20 protein-coding genes are annotated in these 17,513 nt (G+C 60.7%); 12 read left to right on the top strand and 8 right to left on the bottom strand.

Features of this window, described 5'->3' with window-relative positions:
• Positions 1-3: 3 nt before the first annotated feature.
• From prfA to B059_RS0110680, 8 genes are all read right to left on the bottom strand, one after another.
• Positions 4-1,086 carry a peptide chain release factor 1 gene (gene prfA, locus B059_RS0110715; RefSeq protein WP_018078253.1) on the bottom strand — a complete coding sequence of 361 codons (1,083 nt, stop codon included), beginning with the start codon at positions 1,084-1,086 and terminating at the stop codon, positions 4-6.
• Positions 1,083-2,333 (bottom strand): glutamyl-tRNA reductase, encoded by a 1,251-nt coding sequence (hemA, locus tag B059_RS0110710; RefSeq protein WP_018078252.1) that lies wholly within the window; start codon positions 2,331-2,333, stop codon positions 1,083-1,085. The genes prfA and hemA overlap by 4 nt, the downstream gene beginning before the upstream one ends.
• A gap of 47 nt (positions 2,334-2,380) precedes the next feature.
• Positions 2,381-3,277, bottom strand: coding sequence for a TauD/TfdA family dioxygenase (locus tag B059_RS0110705; protein WP_018078251.1), 897 nt, complete (start codon positions 3,275-3,277; stop codon positions 2,381-2,383).
• A gap of 8 nt (positions 3,278-3,285) precedes the next feature.
• Positions 3,286-3,906: a hypothetical protein gene (locus tag B059_RS0110700; RefSeq protein ID WP_018078250.1), complete on the bottom strand. Its 621-nt coding sequence runs from the start codon at positions 3,904-3,906 to the stop codon at positions 3,286-3,288.
• Positions 3,907-3,908: 2 nt separating this feature from the next.
• Entirely contained in the window at positions 3,909-4,757 is an 849-nt protein-coding gene (locus B059_RS0110695) for a sulfurtransferase (protein ID WP_018078249.1), read from the bottom strand.
• 82 nt (positions 4,758-4,839) lie between these two features.
• On the bottom strand, positions 4,840-5,172 hold the full coding sequence (locus tag B059_RS0110690; protein ID WP_018078248.1) for a TusE/DsrC/DsvC family sulfur relay protein: 333 nt from the start codon (positions 5,170-5,172) through the stop codon (positions 4,840-4,842).
• A 55-nt stretch (positions 5,173-5,227) separates the two neighbouring features.
• The gene (gene cas6 / locus B059_RS0110685; RefSeq protein WP_018078247.1) at positions 5,228-5,884 is read right to left on the bottom strand and encodes a type I-MYXAN CRISPR-associated protein Cas6/Cmx6; all 657 of its coding nucleotides are present in this window, start codon (positions 5,882-5,884) and stop codon (positions 5,228-5,230) included.
• Positions 5,881-6,102: a DUF6967 family protein gene (locus B059_RS0110680; protein ID WP_026177447.1), complete on the bottom strand. Its 222-nt coding sequence runs from the start codon at positions 6,100-6,102 to the stop codon at positions 5,881-5,883. The genes cas6 and B059_RS0110680 overlap by 4 nt, the downstream gene beginning before the upstream one ends.
• A gap of 412 nt (positions 6,103-6,514) precedes the next feature.
• Between B059_RS0110680 and dsrA the strand changes: the two genes are divergently transcribed.
• The 12 genes from dsrA (at position 6,515) to nrfD (ending at position 17,469) form a co-directional block, all read left to right on the top strand.
• Positions 6,515-7,819: a dissimilatory-type sulfite reductase subunit alpha gene (dsrA, locus tag B059_RS0110670; RefSeq protein ID WP_018078244.1), complete on the top strand. Its 1,305-nt coding sequence runs from the start codon at positions 6,515-6,517 to the stop codon at positions 7,817-7,819.
• Between the two features lie 65 nt (positions 7,820-7,884).
• Entirely contained in the window at positions 7,885-8,955 is a 1,071-nt protein-coding gene (dsrB, locus tag B059_RS0110665; protein ID WP_018078243.1) for a dissimilatory-type sulfite reductase subunit beta, read from the top strand.
• Positions 8,956-9,042: 87 nt separating this feature from the next.
• Positions 9,043-9,402, top strand: coding sequence for a sulfurtransferase complex subunit TusD (gene tusD / locus B059_RS0110660; protein ID WP_018078242.1), 360 nt, complete (start codon positions 9,043-9,045; stop codon positions 9,400-9,402).
• An 11-nt stretch (positions 9,403-9,413) separates the two neighbouring features.
• Positions 9,414-9,809: a sulfurtransferase complex subunit TusC gene (tusC, locus tag B059_RS0110655; protein WP_018078241.1), complete on the top strand. Its 396-nt coding sequence runs from the start codon at positions 9,414-9,416 to the stop codon at positions 9,807-9,809.
• Positions 9,810-9,820: 11 nt separating this feature from the next.
• Positions 9,821-10,120, top strand: a complete 300-nt coding sequence (gene tusB, locus B059_RS0110650) for a sulfurtransferase complex subunit TusB (RefSeq protein WP_018078240.1) — start codon at positions 9,821-9,823, stop codon at positions 10,118-10,120.
• Positions 10,121-10,143: 23 nt separating this feature from the next.
• Positions 10,144-10,479 carry a TusE/DsrC/DsvC family sulfur relay protein gene (locus tag B059_RS0110645; protein ID WP_018078239.1) on the top strand — a complete coding sequence of 112 codons (336 nt, stop codon included), beginning with the start codon at positions 10,144-10,146 and terminating at the stop codon, positions 10,477-10,479.
• Positions 10,480-10,674: 195 nt separating this feature from the next.
• On the top strand, positions 10,675-11,400 hold the full coding sequence (locus tag B059_RS0110640; RefSeq protein ID WP_245538780.1) for a respiratory nitrate reductase subunit gamma: 726 nt from the start codon (positions 10,675-10,677) through the stop codon (positions 11,398-11,400).
• Between the two features lie 50 nt (positions 11,401-11,450).
• Entirely contained in the window at positions 11,451-12,974 is a 1,524-nt protein-coding gene (gene dsrK / locus B059_RS0110635; protein ID WP_018078237.1) for a sulfate reduction electron transfer complex DsrMKJOP subunit DsrK, read from the top strand.
• A 60-nt stretch (positions 12,975-13,034) separates the two neighbouring features.
• The gene (locus B059_RS0110630; protein ID WP_018078236.1) at positions 13,035-14,993 is read left to right on the top strand and encodes an NAD(P)-binding protein; all 1,959 of its coding nucleotides are present in this window, start codon (positions 13,035-13,037) and stop codon (positions 14,991-14,993) included.
• A 14-nt stretch (positions 14,994-15,007) separates the two neighbouring features.
• Entirely contained in the window at positions 15,008-15,484 is a 477-nt protein-coding gene (locus B059_RS0110625; protein ID WP_018078235.1) for a hypothetical protein, read from the top strand.
• Between the two features lie 5 nt (positions 15,485-15,489).
• Positions 15,490-16,260 (top strand): sulfate reduction electron transfer complex DsrMKJOP subunit DsrO, encoded by a 771-nt coding sequence (dsrO, locus tag B059_RS0110620; RefSeq protein WP_245538775.1) that lies wholly within the window; start codon positions 15,490-15,492, stop codon positions 16,258-16,260.
• 6 nt (positions 16,261-16,266) lie between these two features.
• Complete coding sequence (nrfD, locus tag B059_RS0110615; RefSeq protein ID WP_018078233.1) at positions 16,267-17,469, top strand: NrfD/PsrC family molybdoenzyme membrane anchor subunit; 1,203 nt, start codon at positions 16,267-16,269, stop codon at positions 17,467-17,469.
• Positions 17,470-17,513: the final 44 nt, after the last annotated feature.

Raw genomic sequence — 17,513 nt, 5'->3', positions numbered from 1 at the left:
CGCTCAGCTTTCGCCAGCGAGCGTCGCCAGCAGTTCGGCCTGATGTTCGGCCGCCAGCGCATCGAACAGTTCGGTGAGGTCGCCGTCCATCATCGCGTCGATCTTGTACAGCGTGAGATTGATGCGGTGGTCGGTGATGCGGCCCTGCGGGAAGTTGTAGGTGCGGATACGGTCGGAGCGGTCGCCGCTGCCGATCAGGCTCTTGCGGGTGCTGGCTTCCGCCGCCTGCTGCTGCTGCAACTGGCGGTCTTTCAGGCGTGCCGCCAGCACGCTCATCGCCTGCGCGCGGTTGCGGTGCTGCGAGCGGTCATCCTGGCATTCGACCACCAGTCCCGTCGGCAGGTGGGTGATGCGCACCGCCGAATCGGTCTTGTTGATGTGCTGGCCGCCGGCGCCGGAGGCACGGTAGGTGTCGATGCGCAGGTCGGCCGGGTTGATGTCGATTTCGCCGACTTCGTCGGCTTCCGGCATCACCGCCACGGTGCAGGCCGAGGTGTGGATGCGGCCCTGTGATTCGGTTTCCGGCACGCGCTGCACGCGGTGGCCGCCCGATTCGAACTTCAGCCGCGAGTAGGCGCCGTGGCCGACGATGCGCACGATGGCTTCCTTGTAGCCGCCGACTTCGCCGGGGTTCTCCGACACCACTTCGACGCGCCATCCGCAGCGCTCGGCGTAGCGCGTGTACATGCGCAGCAGATTGCCGGCGAACAGTGCCGATTCGTCGCCGCCGGTGCCGGCGCGGATTTCCAGGAAGATGTTGCGCTCATCGTTAGGGTCTTGCGGCAGCAGCGCGGTCTGCAGCTCGGTTTCCAGCTGCGCGATACGGGCGGCGCCGCCGGCGAGTTCGGCTTCGGCGAGTTCGCGCATATCCGGATCGGCGAGCATCTCGCCGGCCGTCTTCTGGTCGGCCGCGACCTGCCGGTACTGGCGATACAAGGCCACCACCGGGGTGAGGTCGGCGTGCTCGCGGGTGAGCTTGCGGTAACTTTCCATGTCGCCGGCGATTTCCGGCTGCGACAGCAGGGCGTCGAGTTCCTCCAGTCGCTCGTCGGCGCGAGCGAGCTTGTCCGCCAGGGAGGCCTTCATTCGTGATGCAGCCCGTAGAGCTGGCTGAGGAGACGGACGAACTGGTCGCGCTCGTCGCGGGTGACGTGGTTGAGCGCGTGGGTTGGGGCGTGCAGCATCTTGTTGGCGAATGCGTGGCTCATCGCGTCGAGCACCGCCCGCGGGTCGTCGCCGCGCGCCAGTGCCTTTTCGGCCTTTTCGATTTCGTGGCGGCGGTGGCGTTCGGCGGCATCCCGTAATGAGCGGATCACCGGTACCAGTTCGCGGCCTTCCATCCAGTGCACGAAGCTTTCCACGCTGGTTTCGATGATTGCCTCGGCCTGGGCCACCTGCGCGACGCGGTTGTCCATGCCTTCGCGCACCACCTGGCCGAGGTCGTCGACGCTATAGAGAAAGACGTCGTCCATGTCGGCGGCCTCGGCCTCGACGTCGCGCGGCACCGCGAGATCGACGATGAAGATCGGGCGGTGGCGGCGCTGCTTGATCGCGCGCTCCAGCATGCCCTTGCCGAGGATGGGCAGTGGACTTGCCGTCGACGTGATGATGATGTCGTAACTGGGCAGTTCGTCCGGCAATTCGGTGAGCGGGATCACCCCGGCGTTGAAACGCTCGGCCAGCGGGCGTGCGCGCTCGGCGGTGCGGTTGGCCACCGTCATGCGGCGCGGATGCTGCGCGGCGAAGTGGGTGATGCACAGCTCGATCATCTCGCCGGCGCCGATGAACAGGCAGGCCTGCTCCTTGATGCTGGGGAAGATGCGTTCTGCCAGGCGTACCGCGGCAGCGGCCATCGACACCGAATTGGCGCCGATTTCGGTGCTGCTGCGCACTTCCTTGGCCACCGAGAACGTGCGCTGGAACAGCTTGTGCAGCAGCAGGCCGAGGGTGCCGGCTTCCTCCGCCGCCAGCACCGCCTGCTTCATCTGGCCGAGGATCTGGGTTTCGCCCAGCACCATCGAGTCGAGTCCGGCGGCGACGCGGAAGGCATGCTGCGCGGCCTGCTCGCGCGGCAGGGTGTAGAGGTAGGGGGCAAGCTCGCGCCGCTCGATGTGGTGGAAATCGGCCAGCCACTCGGTGACGGCATCGGGGGATGATGTGTTGACGTACAGCTCGGTGCGGTTGCAGGTCGACAGAATGGCGACTTCGGAAGCGCGCTGGCTCAGGGTCAGTTCGTGCAGTGCCTGCGCCAGCTTGTCGGGGCCGAATGCCACCTGCTCGCGGATCGCAAGTGGCGCAGTGTGATGGTTGACCCCGAGGGTGAGAAGCTGCATGACGGCAGATGGCCGAAACAAGAAGACCGCTATTTTACCCGCTCCCGCTATTGCGGGCGTGTGGGAAAGCGCAGGCGGTCGTAATAGCGACCGCGATAGAGCAGGCGGCGGTGTCGGGGAGAATCGGAGAATGCGTTGCGGGTGTGCAGCACGTTGTTGCAGATGAGTCCCATGCCCGGGCGCAAGCGGGCGGTGAGAATGTATTCGGAGCCGGTGAGGATCTCGGTCAGGGTTTTGACGGCGGCTTGCGTGACAGCATCGCCTTTCCAGATGATCGAGCGGGTGCGTGCGGTGTAGCGCATGTAAAGGAAGCCTTGCACGGGGTCGACCGCGAACACCGGCCCGCTCTGCTCGGGGCGGGCGACGTTGTTCTCGTCCATGCGTGCGGGGATCGTCATCGCGTCGGGCTGCATCAGTGCGGCGACGTAATCGGGATTGGTATCGCGCAGCTGGAGGTAGGCGATTTCGTGGTCGAGCAGCGCGTTCTCGCCGCCGGCTTCGGCATCCTGCGCGCAGTGCAGGGTCATGCCGAGGATGCGGCGGTCGAGCGCGTTGTAGTAGCCGTCGGTGTGCCAGTTGATCGGCTTGTGGGTGTAGGGAATGAAGTCGCCGCGCACGCTGCCGGTATCGCCGGCTGGTGTGATGCTGGACAGTCCGTCCTCGTCGGCGAGGTAGTTGCCTTCCAGGCGAACGAGGCCGAGCTGGCGTGCCAGTTGATGCGGGATCGACTTGTCGGCGGCAGGCAGATGCGCTGCGCTGTAGATCGCCATGTTGGCGCGCGCGCAGCGCGATTCTAGGGCGCCGGATTCTTCCGTGCTCAGGCACCGCGGGTCGGCCAGCGGCACGATCAGTTCGTCCACGCTGCGCGGATAGGCCGCGAGCCTGGCATCGCGCCAGGCGCGGTAACCGCTCTCGTTGGCCAGATCGAAAGGCGAACCCGCCATGCCGCGCCTTATTCCGGCGGCAGCATGTCGGGCGAGCCGAAGCCGCGCTTGATCGGCGCGTCGGACAGCAGGCCCTTGAAGCTCTTGCGCACCGTGCCCATCATCTCGGGCATTTCGATGTCCATGATCTGGTCCATGATCCAGGTCTTGTCGCTGTCGCCCATCTCGTCGCGGATCTGCAGGCCGAGGAAGCGCAGCGCCGGGAAGCTGGCCTTGTCGTCGTCGGGGAACTCGAATTCCGCGTAGTCGACGAAACGCCGGTTCAGAAAATCGACGAATTCGGCCTTGAAGTTGCGCGTGGGGTCGGGGCCGACCGCCTCGATGATGTTCTCTTCCATCACTTCGCCCAGCCGGGTGCTGATCGCCTGCAACACGGCGGCGCGGCGCTCGGGCGTCAGCGTCCCGTAGGCCATACGGTCGCAGTAATGCACCAGGAAGGCGAGGCATTCGGCGATCAGCTTGAAGCCGCGTGCCGGGGTGATGATGTCGTAGTCCTCGCGGCCGAGGTTGTCTACGGCCTTGTCGGCGACGCGCCAGATGGTGGAGGCCACCGAACTGGCGATTTCCTCGGCGCTGCGCTCGCCGTCCCGCTTGAACCAGACGGTACGTACTCGTACGGGTTTGACCATGGTTATTCTCCTGTGGCCACGGGGCGGGCGGGATCGGTGATCCACTCGCTCCACGAGCCGGGGTAAAGCCGTGAACCGGGGAGACCGGCGATTTCCATCGCCAGCACGTTGTGGCAGGCGGTGACGCCGGAGCCGCACATGTGGATGACCTGCCAGGCCGGCTTGCCCTTGAGCAGGGCCTGGTAGTTCTCGCGCAGCGCTTCGGGCGGCAGGAAGGTGCCGTCCACATCGAGATTCTCGTCGAACGGGTAGTTGATCGCGCCCGGCACGTGTCCGGCCACCGGGTCGAGCGGTTCGAACTCGCCACTGAAGCGGCGATCCGGACGCGCGTCGAGTATGAGCTGTTCGCCGCTCCGGGATGCGTGCAGAACCTCGTCCGCCGTTACGATCTGGCTGGGCTCGGGCAGGCAGGCGCAGGCGCCTTTGTGCGGTGCCGGGATGTCGCCATCGACCGGGCGTTTTTCGCGCGTCCACTTCGGGTAGCCGCCGTCCAGCAGCGCCACGCCAGGGTGGCCGAGCCAGCGCATCATCCACCACAGCCGCACCGCCATGGCGCCATAGCTGTCGTCGTACACTACGACCTGCTTGTTGACCCCGACGCCCCATTGACAGAGCTTTTCGGTCAGCACGTGCGGATCGGGCAGCGGATGCCGTCCCGTGGTTTCGCCGACGGGAGCGGAGAGGTCTTCGTCCAGATGCACGTAACGTGCACCCGGGATATGTGCTTTCTCGTACGCCTGACGGCCTGCCCCCGTGTCGGTGAGGGTGAAGCGGCAGTCCAGAATGACCCAGTTGGGGTCGTCCAGATGCGCGGCCAGGTCTTCAGTGGTAACGAGGGTGTTGGAAAACATGGTTGGAACCGTGAAAAATGAACCGCCCGGGGGGCGGGCAGCGGTTTTCCGCTCCCCGCCCAACAGGCGGCCCTGATTGAGATCAGTAGCCGCCTTTGCCGAAGGGCTTGGGCAGGCCGGCAACGCGCGCACCCTGGCGAGCCGGCATGTTGGGGAATAGCTCATACAGCTTTTTCTTCCAGTCGGTGCCCGGGTGCATATCTTCTATTTCCGCCAGCATGTTGCGGAAGTTCGGTGTTTGACCGTCTTCCTTGTACTTGTCGCGCAGGTAGTTGATAACCGTCCAGTGCTCGTCGGTCAGCGTGATTTTTTCAGCCGCGGCGATGACCGGGGGAACATCGTCGCTGAAGTTGGCTTCCAGCAGGAAGTCCTCGTCGCCGGTTTCGAGCTCTTCGCCGTTTACAACATAAGACATGTTTTCTCCTTTCGGGTTGGGTGCTAAAGAATCGCCGGAGCAGCCGGCACTTGGGTTAAAGGGTCGCCGGTGCGACCGGCGCAATGGATTTATGCGGAATGAATATTCCGCAGCCTAACAAATGGTTGCGGCCCAGCCCTTCGTCCTGCAGTTGCAGGGACTTGTGGGGCGGCACCTCGTGCAGCATCAGGCTGAAGCCATGCAAGGGACCGGATGCGCTTTGCAGGGTTTGTGCCTTGCCGCAGATGAAGCCGCAACGCAGCTGGAAATGACTGTCCAGTTCATGCATCACGTCCTGCACGAATTGTTCTTCACCGGCGCTGCCAGTGTCAACAAAGTGCGAGTAGAGGTGTGAGAACGGACTGAATTCGCGGGGCTTGAAACGGCCGATCTGCAGCGTGTGGCCCGCTAGATCGAGCGTTTGCCCGATCAGTCGTTGCATGTCGTCCACCCGTGTCTTGGGTACGCGGATGAACAGCTTGGCGCGCCGGTTGATGCAGAGCGTGGCGTCCCCGCTGTTGGTTTCTGCGCCTTTCAGATGGTGGATGCCGGCACCGGTTTCCTCGCCCAGCCACGGCAGCAGCCGTTGCAGCGCGTCTGCGAGCAGCTGGGCAGTCTCGGCCGGAATGACCGTCCCCACCAGATCGAACTGCAGGTCGATCATGCGGGGCACATATTCTTCCGGCTTGGTTTCAGGCCAACTCCAGCTCATGGCGCGTCCCCGCCATGCTCGCTGGCCCATGCCTGCATCAGGTCGCCCCATTTCTGCGCGTTGACCGGGTCGACGTCGAAAATCGTGAAACGCTTGTTTTCGCGGATGCGGATGCGCAGAAACGGCACGCCGCCCGACTCGTGCACAAGATGATGAAACTCGACTTCCTGGCCGCCGAACGGCAGCCGCATTTTTTCTAGAAACGTAATCTCTGGCATGACATCTCAATCCGTGGTGCTTCAGTTGGTCGATTGGCAGCGTGGTGTTGCCGGGGTGCAATGCAAGTCGCCCTTGCCATCAGCCACATCAGCTTTTGCACTCCTGTTAATTAAGGGTGCCGCTGGGCGTTTCAACCCTGGGCCGCGTATGGACTTGCGTTTTTAACCATATTTTAATACGCTCACTCACTCCTGTAACGGGCACCAAATGTCTCATGCTTCGCGGCAAGGGGCTATTACCGAGTTGGGACATCCATCTACGCCATGCGGGCAGGCTTATACCTACCCATATGGAGTAGATGGATGTCCCCATGAGGATGATGGTGGTGCGGATGTTCAGTCAATATCATGTTGCTATACCGTTGAGCTGTCTGCTGAGCGGGCATTTCGAAATGTTCTAGGAGAGAAAACTATGGCAAAGAAGATGATTGATACGCCCAATCTGGACGAGCTTGAGAAAGGCCCGTGGCCCAGCTTCGTGACCGGCCTGAAGCGGCTGGCCAAGGATAACGACATGATGGTTGACCTGATGGGTCAGCTGGAAACGTCCTATGAGCACAGAAAAGGCTACTGGAAGGGTGGTACGGTCGGCGTGTTCGGTTATGGGGGTGGCATCATCCCGCGCTTTACCGAATTGAAGGACGAAAACCATCAGCCGCTGTTCCCCGAGGCGGCCGAATTTCATACCTTGCGTATCCAGCCGCCCGCCGGCATGCATTACACGTCCGACCTGCTGCGCAAGATCTGTGACGCCTGGTCCGACAATGGTGGTTCGGGCCTGCTCGCGTTCCATGGCCAGTCCGGCGATCTCATGCTTCAGGGCTGTAAAACGGAGGACGTCCAGCGGGCGTTCGACGCGTTTAACGAAATGGGTTTCGACCTCGGCGGCGCAGGCCCTGCGCTGCGTACCTCGATGTCCTGCGTTGGTGCGGCCCGCTGCGAGCATTCCTGTTTCGATGAAGCCAAGGCATTGCGCACGGTCATCAACAACAACATCGATGACATGCACCGCCCGTCCTTGCCCTACAAGTTCAAGTTCAAGTTCTCTGGTTGTGGAAACGACTGCGTCAACGCCATTCAGCGTTCCGACTTCGCGACTATTGGCACCTGGCGCGACAACATTCGTGTCAATGAGGAGCAGGTTCGGGACTACTACAAGGCGCATGGCATGAACGACCTGGTCAACGATGTGATCAGCAAGTGCCCGACCAAGGCCATTACCCTGGTGTCCAGCGACAAGTTCCAGGCCAGCGAGCACGTTTCCGCTGCCAATCTGGGCGATGGCAACACCCTGTGCATCGACAACAAGAACTGCGTCCGCTGCATGCACTGCCTGAACGTCATCCCCGGCGGCCTGCGGACCGGTGTGGACAAGGGTGTCACTATCCTGATTGGCGGCAAGAGCGTGCTGAAAATCGGCGCCACGATGGGTACTGTGGTGGTTCCGTTCATGAAGCTCGAGTCCGACGAGGATTTTGAAAAGCTGAATGAGCTTGCGCGCAACACGATCGACTTCTTCGCCGAAAATGCCCTCGAGCATGAGCGCACCGGTGAAATGATCGAGCGTATCGGGATGGCCAACTTCCTCGAGGGGATGGATATTCCGGTCGATCCCAACATGATCAGTGCACCGCGTTCCAATCCTTACTTCCGTTCCGACGACTGGGACGAGCAGGTCGAGAAGTGGAACGAGTACAAGCAGTCGTCGGCCGCTTGAGTTTCGTTACCCGCGGGCTCCGGTGGGAACTGGGGTCCGCGCATTAAATCAGCTGGAGATAAAACATGGCAGAACTACGTCCGCCTATCGAATCCGGTGCGCCGGATCCGATGCCCTATATGCATCCCGTGATGGTCAAGAACTATGGCAAGTGGGCTTTCCACAGCCATCCGAAGCCGGGTGTTCTCTATCATCGCGCCGAATCGGGCGATGAGATCTGGACCGTCAAGGCGGGTACGTCGCGCCAGATGGACCACTACACGGTCCGCGAGCTGGCTGACATTGCCGACCAGTATGCTGACGGATTCGTGCGCTTTACCATTCGTTCCAACGTCGAATACATGGTGTCCGATGAGTCGAAGGTCGAGCCCTTGATCAAGGCGCTGAACGATAAGGGCTATCCCATTGGCGGGACGGCCAACTCGGTATCGATGATTGCGCATACCCAGGGGTTCCTGCATTGCGACATCCCGGGTAGCGACGCGTCGGGTGCGGCCAAAGCGGTCATGGACGAACTGCATCACGAATTCATCAATTGCGAGATGCCCAACCGCGTCAAGCTGTCCACCTCCTGCTGCGAAATCAACTGCGGCGGCCAGGCTGACATTGCCATCATCATGCAGCACACCAAGCCGCCGAAGATCAACCACGATCTGGTTGCCAACGTGTGCGAGCGTCCCTCTGTCGTGGCACGCTGCCCGGTGGCGGCGATCCGCCCCGCTCTGGTGAACGGCAAGCCTTCGCTGGAAGTCGACGAGAAGAAGTGCATCTGCTGCGGCGCCTGCTTCCCGCCCTGCCCCCCGATGCAGATCAACGATCCTGAGCATTCCAAGTTCGCGATCTGGGTGGGTGGTAAGAACTCGAACGCCCGTTCCAAGCCTACCTTCCATAAGCTGGTGGCAAGTGGCTTGCCGAACAATTTGCCGCGTTTGCCCGAAGTGGCCGAGGTGGTCAAGAAAATTCTGTACACCTACAAGGCTGACGGCAAGCCGTGGGAGCGCATGAATGACTGGATCGAACGCATCGGTTGGCCGGCGTTCTTCGAGAAGACCGGTCTGCCTTTCACCAAGTATCACATCGACAACTGGCGTGGTAGCCGTAGCAACCTGAACGCTTCTACGCACATCCGCTTCTAGGCCTTTTTGAGGCCACCAGCGCCGCCGCAGCTTGATTGCGGCGGCGTCGATGATAACTGACTGGATTTTTCGGAGTTTGAACGAGCCATGCAATTCGGCATTCTTGTAAACGAAGGGCCTTACACCCATCAGGCCAGTGACTCCGCTTATCTCTTCGCCCGCACGGCGATCGAGAAGGGTCACACAGTACCGCGGATTTTTTTCTACCATGATGGCGTGAACAATTCCACCCGCCTGGCAACGCCACCGCAGGATGATCGCAATGTCTCGGCGCGCTGGTCCAAGCTGGCCGCTGACCATGGCGTCGATCTGGTCGTGTGTGTTGCCGCTGCACAGCGTCGGGGCATAAACGATGATGTTCTGGCGCCGGGTTTCCGGATTTCCGGTCTGGGGCAGTTGGTGGAAATGGGTATTCAGTACGATCGTCTCGTGACGTTCGGCGATTGAGGAATAGCGAGATGAGCGATATGGACGAAATGGACGAGGGCTCCGGCATCGTCAAGAAATTCATGTTCCTGAACCGCAAGGCGCCGCACGGTACCGTGTATGCGCTGGAAGGTCTGGAAGTGGTGCTGATTACCGCCGCTTTCGATCAGGACGTGAGCATGGTATTCACCGATGACGGTGTCTACCAGTTGATGAAGGGCATCGACACCAAGGGCATCGAGGTCAAGGACTTCTCCAAGACCTATCGCGCCCTGGAAGGCTACGACATCGAGAAGCTGTATGTCGACCAGGCGTCGCTGGATGCGCGCGGTTTGACCGAAGACGACCTGATTGTGGATGTGACGGTTCTCGCCGTCGATGAGATGGCGAATCTCATGGCCGAGCAAGACGTCGTGATCAGCTTCTAAGGGGACCAGACATGCTGCATATTGTAAATAAATCGGCCACAGAGCGCAGTTCGCTGGAAAGCTGCCTGCGCATGGCCACCCAAGGTTCTGCTGTATTGCTGATCGAGGACGCGGTGTGCGCGGCTACGAACGGTAATGCGGCAGCGGCGAAAATCCAGGCGGCGGCGGCTGGCCTCAAGATTTACGCACTCGGTCCTGATCTGGCGGCGCGCGGCATGACCGGGCGTGTGCTGGACGGAGTCAATGTCGTGGATTACGGCGGTTTTGTGGATCTGGTCGCAGAGCACAGCAACTGTCAGTCTTGGCTGTAACTTTTAACAGAAGGAGTATTGCTATGCCCATGGTGAATATCGCCGGTAAGGAAGTCGAAGTCGACGAAGAAGGCTATCTGGTCGATCTGTCGCAGTGGAACGAAGACATCGCCAAGTACATGGCTGTGGAAGAAAAGGTCGAACTGACCGAGAGCCACTGGGAAGTCGTCAACTTTCTGCGTGAGTACTACGCCGAATACCAGATCGCTCCCGCTGTTCGCGTGCTGACCAAGGCCATCGGCAAGAAGCTCGGTCCGGACAAGGGCAACAACAAGTACCTGTACGAACTGTTCCCCTACGGCCCCGCCAAGCAGGCTTGTAAGATCGCTGGCCTGCCCAAGCCGACCGGCTGTATCTGAGTTCGTAACACCGTCGGGTCGCTCCGGGATTTTCCGGAGTGGCTTCGATTCAGGGCTGTGTTTCCCAATCGAATGTGGCTGGGCTATGCCGGGTTTTGCGTTTGATTCGTAAACATAACGTTGTTGGGGCAGGTGATTCCGCGCGCTTCGCTGCGCAGTGGATCGGGGTCCAATAGGAGATAGGGTTTGTCTACTGTGACGATGATTTATGCCGGGATGTTTTACATCGCCACCTTGTTGCTGGTGGTCGGCCTGGGCTACAAGATTTTTGATTACAGCCGCACGCCTGCGCCGCTGAAAATCCCGACCACCCCTGCGCCTACGACGCAAAAGGGCGTTGTATACCGGATGGCGAAGGAGGTGGTGCTGTTCGAGTCGCTGTTCAAGTCCAACAAGTGGATTTGGGTATTCGGCTGGCTATTCCATTTTGGCCTGTTTCTGGTGCTGGCGCGTCATCTGCGCTACTTCACCGAGCCGGTCTGGTTCTGGGTCGTCATCGTGCAGCCGTTTGGCAAATATGCCAGCATCATGATGGTGGCGGGTTTGGCGGGCTTGCTGGCGCGCCGTTTCCTGGTTGATCGCGTGCGCTACATTTCTACTCCGTCCGATTACCTGATGCTGGTGCTGCTGATTGCGATCGGCCTGTCCGGCATGCTGATGACCTTTGTCGCCCATACCGACATCGTGGCGCTGAAGAGCTTCTTCATGGGCCTGATGTATCTCGACCTGAAGCCGATTCCGCAGGATCCGATTTTGCTGGTGCATCTCGCCCTGGTGGCGCTGTTGATGGTGATCTTTCCGATCAGCAAACTGTTGCATGCGCCGGGCGTGTTCTTCAGCCCCACACGCAATCAGGTGGACAACCCGCGTGAGCACCGCCATGTGGCGGCCTGGGCGGCCCGGCTCGATCAGAACAACTGATTCGTTGACATCGATTAGCGAACACCCAAGTACGGACAAAGGACTCTCACGTGGCTGCTGCTGAATTTGACATTCCGGAAATCAAGGACGACATTGAGATCCCCAGGTTGCGCGAAGGCGTGATGTCGCATGTCAAGACATTTCCTGCCTCCAAACCGATTCAGGAATTTCTGGGTTACCCCGGCGAGTTGGGTGAAGACTGGAAGGAGCGCGCCATTGACAAGATGGGCGACCTGCTTGGCAAGTACCGTTCGCTGAAGGTCTTTCTGGATGCCTGCGTGCACTGCGGCGCCTGTACCGACAAGTGTCACTACTATTTGGGGACTTCCGACCCCAAGAACATGCCGGTGGCGCGTCAGGATCTGATGCGCCAGGTCTATCGCCGTTATTTCACCACTGCGGGCAAGCTGTTCCCCAAACTGGTCGGCGCCAAGGATCTGACCAAAGAAGTGCTGGACGACTGGTACAGCTACTACTATCAGTGCTCGGAATGCCGTCGTTGCTCGGTGTATTGCCCGTACGGCATCGACACTGCCGAAATCACCATGGCGGGGCGCGAGATTCTCAACCATGTCGGCATGGGGCAGAAATATTCCAACGAAATTCTGGGCAAGGTGCAGAAGATCGGCAACAACCTCGGCTTGCCCGGCCCCGCCTTGGGAGACACGCTCGAAGGTCTGGAGGAAGACATCGAAGCAGACACCGGCGTGGCGGTGAAGATGCCGCTTGATGTGAAGGGCGCCGAGGTGCTGTTGATCACGCCGTCGGCGGATTTCTTCTCCGAGCCGCATGTGGAATCGCTGATTGGCTACGCCAAGGTGTTCCACGCCGCGGGCATTAGCTGGACCCTGTCTTCACACGCATCGGAAGCCGGCAACTTCGGCCTGTTCGACGCCAATTACGATGTCATGCGCAAGGTCGCCATGCGGATTCGCGACGCCGCGCTTGAGTTGGGTGTCAAGCGTATCGTGGTCGGCGAATGCGGCCACGCCTGGCGCGTTGCCTACAGTTTCTGGAACACGCTGACCGGGATCGGCTATGGCGGCAACGACCCGTTCTCGATTGAATTGCAGAAACAGCTCGACCCCACTTATCCGCAGCCGCAGCACATCTGCGAGTTGACCAATGACCTGGTCAAGTCCGGCAAGATCAAGGTCGATCCGTCAGCCAACGACGATCTGGTGGTGACGTATCACGATTCGTGCAACGTTGCGCGCGCGTCGCGGATGGGGACCGAACCCGGCGGTCAGTTCACCATTCCGCGTGAACTGATCAAGTCGGTGGTAAACAATTTCCACAATATGGCTGACGACACGATTTACGAGGCGACCTTCTGCTGCGGTGGTGGTGGTGGCCTGTTGACCGATGATCTGATGGAAGTCCGCGTCAAGGGTGCATTGCCGCGTGCTACGGCACTGAATAATGTCGTGAAGGAGCATCAGGTCAACTTCATGGCTACGATCTGCGCTATTTGCAAGGCGCAGTTCACCAAAGTTTTGCCCAAGTATGGTTTCGACATGGGCATGGTGGGCGGCGTGCATCAATTGGTCAGCAAGGCGATCAAGCTGGACTGAAATCCAGCGGGCTGATTGCGATTTATCCATTTTAGTTACACAGACGTTAGGAGAACCAACATGGCTGTCACGACGAACAAAGCAAAAACCGAAGGCGTTACATGGCGTCGTTATAAGGATGGCGAGTCGGACGCCGATATTCGCTCGGCACAGGACCGGATCTTCCAGTCGAGCTGGACGCACAAGTGCCCGGAATACATGCTCTCCACGCCGCCTTGCCAGGGCTCCTGCCCGGCCGGCGAAGACATCCGTGGCTATCTGAATATCGCGCGCGGCATCGAGAAGCCGCCGGCAGGCATGACCTGGCAGGAATATGCCTTCCGTCGCGTCACCGAAGCCAACCCCTTCCCTGGCGTGATGGGTCGTGTCTGCCCCGCGCCGTGCGAATCCGGTTGTAACCGGAATATGGTTGAGGATCATGTCGGCATCAACTCGGTCGAGCACTTCATCGGCGACTGGGGCATTGAAAACAACATGGCCTACACGTCCACGGCAGCCGAGACCGGCAAGAAAGTAGCCGTCATCGGCGCCGGTCCTGCCGGCCTGGCCGCGGCCTATCAGCTGCGTCTGCGCGGCCATGGCGTAACCATTTTCGACGAGCACGAAGAACTCGGCGGCATGATGCGCTACGGTATTCCTGGCTTCCGCACCCCACGCGAGATGCTCGATGCCGAAATCCAGCGCATCATCGATCTTGGCGTTGAAACCCGCCTCAAGACCCGTATCGGCTCCGACATCAGTTTCGAGCAGATCGAAAAAGACTACGATGCGATCTTCATGGCCATGGGCGCCCAGGCTGGCCGCCCGCTGCCGGTCCCCGGCGCCGAAGCGCCCAACTGCGTGACCGCCGTGGCGTTCCTGCGCGCCTTCAACGAAGGTCGTCTGCAGCACGTTGGCAACCGCGTGGTGGTCATCGGCGGTGGCGACACCTCGATTGACGTGGCAACCGTTGCACGCCGTCTTGGCAACGTGACCAAGTCCGGTACCCATGACGACCGTCCAGAAGCCGTGATCTCCGGTCACATGGCGCAGGACGTGGCTGCTATTTCTGCCCGCGAAGGCGCAGAAGTGGTGCTGGTTTCCCGTGCCACCATCGACAAGATGGCTGCCAACAAGCACGAAGTCGAGCATGCCCAACAGGAAGGCATCGAAATCATCGGCGGCGTGACTCCGGTTGCCGTGGTCGTCGACGCGAATGGCCGTGCCACCGCGCTGCGCGTGGCTGACTTCGTGCTGGAAGGCAAGGAAACCAAGATCGTCGAAGGCACCGAGCGCGACCTGCCGGCCGACCTGATCGTGTCCGCCATCGGCCAGGGTGTCGACTTCACCGGCCTGGAGCAATTCAACAACAACAATGGCCTGATGAAGGCTGACAAGAACTACCGCTTCCCCGGCAAGGAGCACATCTTCGTCGGCGGCGACGTGCTGCGTCCACACCTGTTGACCACCGCGATCGGCCACGCCGCCATCGCAGTCGACGGCATCGACGCCTTCCTGCAGGGCAAGGAACTCGACAAGCGTCCGAAAGTGGACGTTCACCACTTCGACGAAATCCGCAAGTGGCTTGAAACCGGTCACGAGTACAGCGAAATTCATGGTGGCGTCTGGGGCACCTCGGAGCGCAAGGACATCCTGCACAACTTCGAAGACCGTTCGGCGCGCCATATCATCCCGCACGACGATCTGTTCCTCGGTCACTTCCCCAACGTGCCGCGCAAGATCCGCGAAGTGACCGTGCTCGACAAGGCCGGTGCGCTAGGCAACTTCGAAGAGCGTTTGCATGCGCTCTCCGACAAGGAAGTCGTGGATGAGGCCAAGCGCTGCATGTCCTGTGGCCAGTGCTTCGAATGCGACAACTGCATCGTCTACTGCCCGCAGACCGCTGTATTCAAGGTGAAGAAAAAGGACAACCCCACCTTGGGGCGCTATGTCGACACCGACTACACCAAGTGCATCGGCTGCCATATCTGCGCCGACGTCTGCCCGACCGGCTACATCATCATGGGTATGGGCGACTAAACATGGCAGGCAAGATGAAACGTCTGCTGGCGCTGGGTGCAGTGGTGCTGACGACCACGGCCCTGGCCTGGGCCGGGTCCGATGCCCAGCCCAAGGCCGGGGGCGAGTCCAAGCGGATGATCACGAAGGCTGAGCAGTGTGTGGAACCAACCGACTACATGCGGCGCAATCATATGAAGGTACTGAATCACCACCGCGATGAAACGGTGATTGAAGGTATCCGTACCAAGAAATACAGCCTCAAAGAGTGCATCAATTGCCATGCCAGCGAAGAGACGGGTAGCGTAGCCGCCGCCAAGGACGATTTTTGCGTGAGCTGTCACAGCTATGCGGCGGTAAAGATCGACTGCTTCGATTGTCATTCCACCAAGCCGCAAGGCTCGGTGGCGATGCATCCGTTGAATGCTGAAACGGCACACTACAAGCACAAGCTTGCCGCCCAGACGAAAAGCAAGATCAGTGCAGAAGAGATGGCTGGGGTTGCCCAATGAGTGATATGAAACCGAGGTCTGATTCCACGCCAGCATCGCCCGAGCGCCGCCGCTTTGTGGGCGCCGCCACGGCGACCGCAGCGGGTCTGGCCATTGCTCCCGGCGTGATGTTGTACGAAGTGGCTCACGGCCGTGCTGAAGAGCAGGCTGCTAGCAGCGCCGTGCGCTGGGGCATGCTGGTGGACGCCACCAAGTGCGCCAGCGGCTGCAATGATTGCGTGAGCGCGTGCAGCACCGAAAACGGCTGGACACCGGTGGCGGAAAGCAAGCATCCGAAACAGGCACCGCAGTGGATTCGCAAGCTGGAACTGCAGGACCCGCTGACGCAGATGGAGACCAATCTGCCCATGCTGTGCCAGCACTGCGCCGAGCCGCCGTGCGTGGACGTCTGTCCGACCGGCGCCTCGTTCAAGCGCGCCGACGGCATCGTGCTGGTCAACCGCCACACCTGCATCGGCTGCCGCTACTGCATGATGGCCTGCCCCTACAAGGCGCGTTCACTGGTGCACGAGCCGCTGAACGACACCCAGAAGCCGGATGTGCCGCGCGGCATTGGCTGCGTCGAAGCCTGTACCTTCTGCGTGCAGAAGGTGGATCGTGGCGACGGCAATACCGCGTGTGCAGAGGCCTGTACCGCCGCAGGACACAATGCCCTGCTGTTCGGCGACATGAACGACCCCGAGAGCGAGATTTCCAGGCGCCTGCGCGAACTGCCGACCAAACAGGTGCGGGCCGACCTGAATCTCAACCTTGGCGTTCGCTATCACGGAATCTAAATCAACATGGCAAGCATTACTTTCCGCGAAGTAGAAGGCAGCAGTCCCAAGTACTGGATACTGCTCGGATTCCTCGGCCTGTTCGTGCTGTTCGGCGCATTGGCCTGGAACTACATGCATCACCACGGCCACGTCGTGACCGGTATGGACAACCAGATCGTCTGGGGTCTGCCGCATGTGTTCGCCGTATTCCTGATCGTCGCCGCCTCCGGTGCGCTCAACGTCGCCTCGATCGCCTCGGTGTTCAACAAGCCGATGTACAAACCGCTGGCGCCGCTGTCGGCGATCCTGTCGCTGGCGCTGCTGCTGGGCGGGTTGCTGGTGTTGGTGCTTGACCTGGGCCGCTCCGACCGCCTGATCGTGGCGATGACGAACTTCAACTTCAAGTCGATGTTCACCTGGAACGTGTTCCTGTATTCCGGCTTCTTTGTGCTGGTGGGCATTTATCTGTGGACCATGCTGGACCGCAGCGTCAAGTCCTATTCCAAGGCGGCGGGCACCGCGGCCTTCATCTGGCGACTGACGCTGACGACCGGCACCGGTTCGCTGTTCGGCTTCCTGGTTGCGCGCGAACTGTACGGCACCGCCATGCTGGCGCCGATGTTCATCATCATGTCGTTTGCCTACGGCCTGGCGATCTACCTGATGGTGCTGGCCGCAGCCTATGCCTGGACCGGCCGGGCGCTAGGCGATGCCGTGATGATGCGCCTGAAGACCCTGCTTGCCGTGTTCGTCGCGGCAGTACTGTATTTCGTCGTCGTCCAGCACATGACCAGTCTCTATTTCACCAAGTTCCACGCGGTGGAAGCCTTCATCCTGCGCGATGGCGGTAGCCTGACCACGCTGTTCTGGGTGGGGCAGATCGTCATCGGTTGTGTGGTTCCGCTGGTGATCCTGCTGAGCAGTCTGGGCAAACAGCGCACGTGGCTCATGATTGCCTGCGGTCTCGTCATTCTGGGCGGCATCATTCAGATGTATGTCACCATCATCGGCGCCCAGGCCTATCCGCTGGACATGTTCCCCGGCCTGACCGAAAAGAGCAGCTTCTTCGACGGCGAGATCCATACCTACGTGCCCAGCATGCCCGAGTTCTTCCTCGGTCTGGGCGGGGTGGCGGTTGCGTTGCTGGCAACCACCTTCGCGGTCAAGGTGCTGCGCCTGCTGCCGGCCAGCCTGGACGACGCCAGCGTCGCCAAGTTGGAACATTGATCGGATAGCCTGTCAGGCGCAAGCCTGGCGGGGGATCGTCAGGC

The sequence above is a fragment of the Thiobacillus denitrificans DSM 12475 genome (genome assembly GCF_000376425.1).
GTDB lineage: Bacteria > Pseudomonadota > Gammaproteobacteria > Burkholderiales > Thiobacillaceae > Thiobacillus > Thiobacillus denitrificans.
The sequence above is the reverse complement of the archived record's forward strand: the minus strand, read 5'-3'. Positions and strand labels throughout refer to the sequence as shown.

Excerpts from the sequence above, each read along its gene's own strand:
- prfA (WP_018078253.1), bottom strand. The coding sequence starts at position 1,086 with ATGAAGGCCTCCCTGGCGGACAAGCTCGCTCGCGCCGACGAGCGACTG.
- hemA (WP_018078252.1), bottom strand. The coding sequence starts at position 2,333 with ATGCAGCTTCTCACCCTCGGGGTCAACCATCACACTGCGCCACTTGCG.
- B059_RS0110705 (WP_018078251.1), bottom strand. The coding sequence starts at position 3,277 with ATGGCGGGTTCGCCTTTCGATCTGGCCAACGAGAGCGGTTACCGCGCC.
- B059_RS0110700 (WP_018078250.1), bottom strand. The coding sequence starts at position 3,906 with ATGGTCAAACCCGTACGAGTACGTACCGTCTGGTTCAAGCGGGACGGC.
- B059_RS0110695 (WP_018078249.1), bottom strand. The coding sequence starts at position 4,757 with ATGTTTTCCAACACCCTCGTTACCACTGAAGACCTGGCCGCGCATCTG.
- B059_RS0110690 (WP_018078248.1), bottom strand. The coding sequence starts at position 5,172 with ATGTCTTATGTTGTAAACGGCGAAGAGCTCGAAACCGGCGACGAGGAC.
- cas6 (WP_018078247.1), bottom strand. The coding sequence starts at position 5,884 with ATGAGCTGGAGTTGGCCTGAAACCAAGCCGGAAGAATATGTGCCCCGC.
- B059_RS0110680 (WP_026177447.1), bottom strand. The coding sequence starts at position 6,102 with ATGCCAGAGATTACGTTTCTAGAAAAAATGCGGCTGCCGTTCGGCGGC.
- dsrA (WP_018078244.1), top strand. The coding sequence starts at position 6,515 with ATGGCAAAGAAGATGATTGATACGCCCAATCTGGACGAGCTTGAGAAA.
- dsrB (WP_018078243.1), top strand. The coding sequence starts at position 7,885 with ATGGCAGAACTACGTCCGCCTATCGAATCCGGTGCGCCGGATCCGATG.
- tusD (WP_018078242.1), top strand. The coding sequence starts at position 9,043 with ATGCAATTCGGCATTCTTGTAAACGAAGGGCCTTACACCCATCAGGCC.
- tusC (WP_018078241.1), top strand. The coding sequence starts at position 9,414 with ATGAGCGATATGGACGAAATGGACGAGGGCTCCGGCATCGTCAAGAAA.
- tusB (WP_018078240.1), top strand. The coding sequence starts at position 9,821 with ATGCTGCATATTGTAAATAAATCGGCCACAGAGCGCAGTTCGCTGGAA.
- B059_RS0110645 (WP_018078239.1), top strand. The coding sequence starts at position 10,144 with ATGCCCATGGTGAATATCGCCGGTAAGGAAGTCGAAGTCGACGAAGAA.
- B059_RS0110630 (WP_018078236.1), top strand. The coding sequence starts at position 13,035 with ATGGCTGTCACGACGAACAAAGCAAAAACCGAAGGCGTTACATGGCGT.
- B059_RS0110625 (WP_018078235.1), top strand. The coding sequence starts at position 15,008 with ATGAAACGTCTGCTGGCGCTGGGTGCAGTGGTGCTGACGACCACGGCC.
- dsrO (WP_245538775.1), top strand. The coding sequence starts at position 15,490 with ATGAAACCGAGGTCTGATTCCACGCCAGCATCGCCCGAGCGCCGCCGC.
- nrfD (WP_018078233.1), top strand. The coding sequence starts at position 16,267 with ATGGCAAGCATTACTTTCCGCGAAGTAGAAGGCAGCAGTCCCAAGTAC.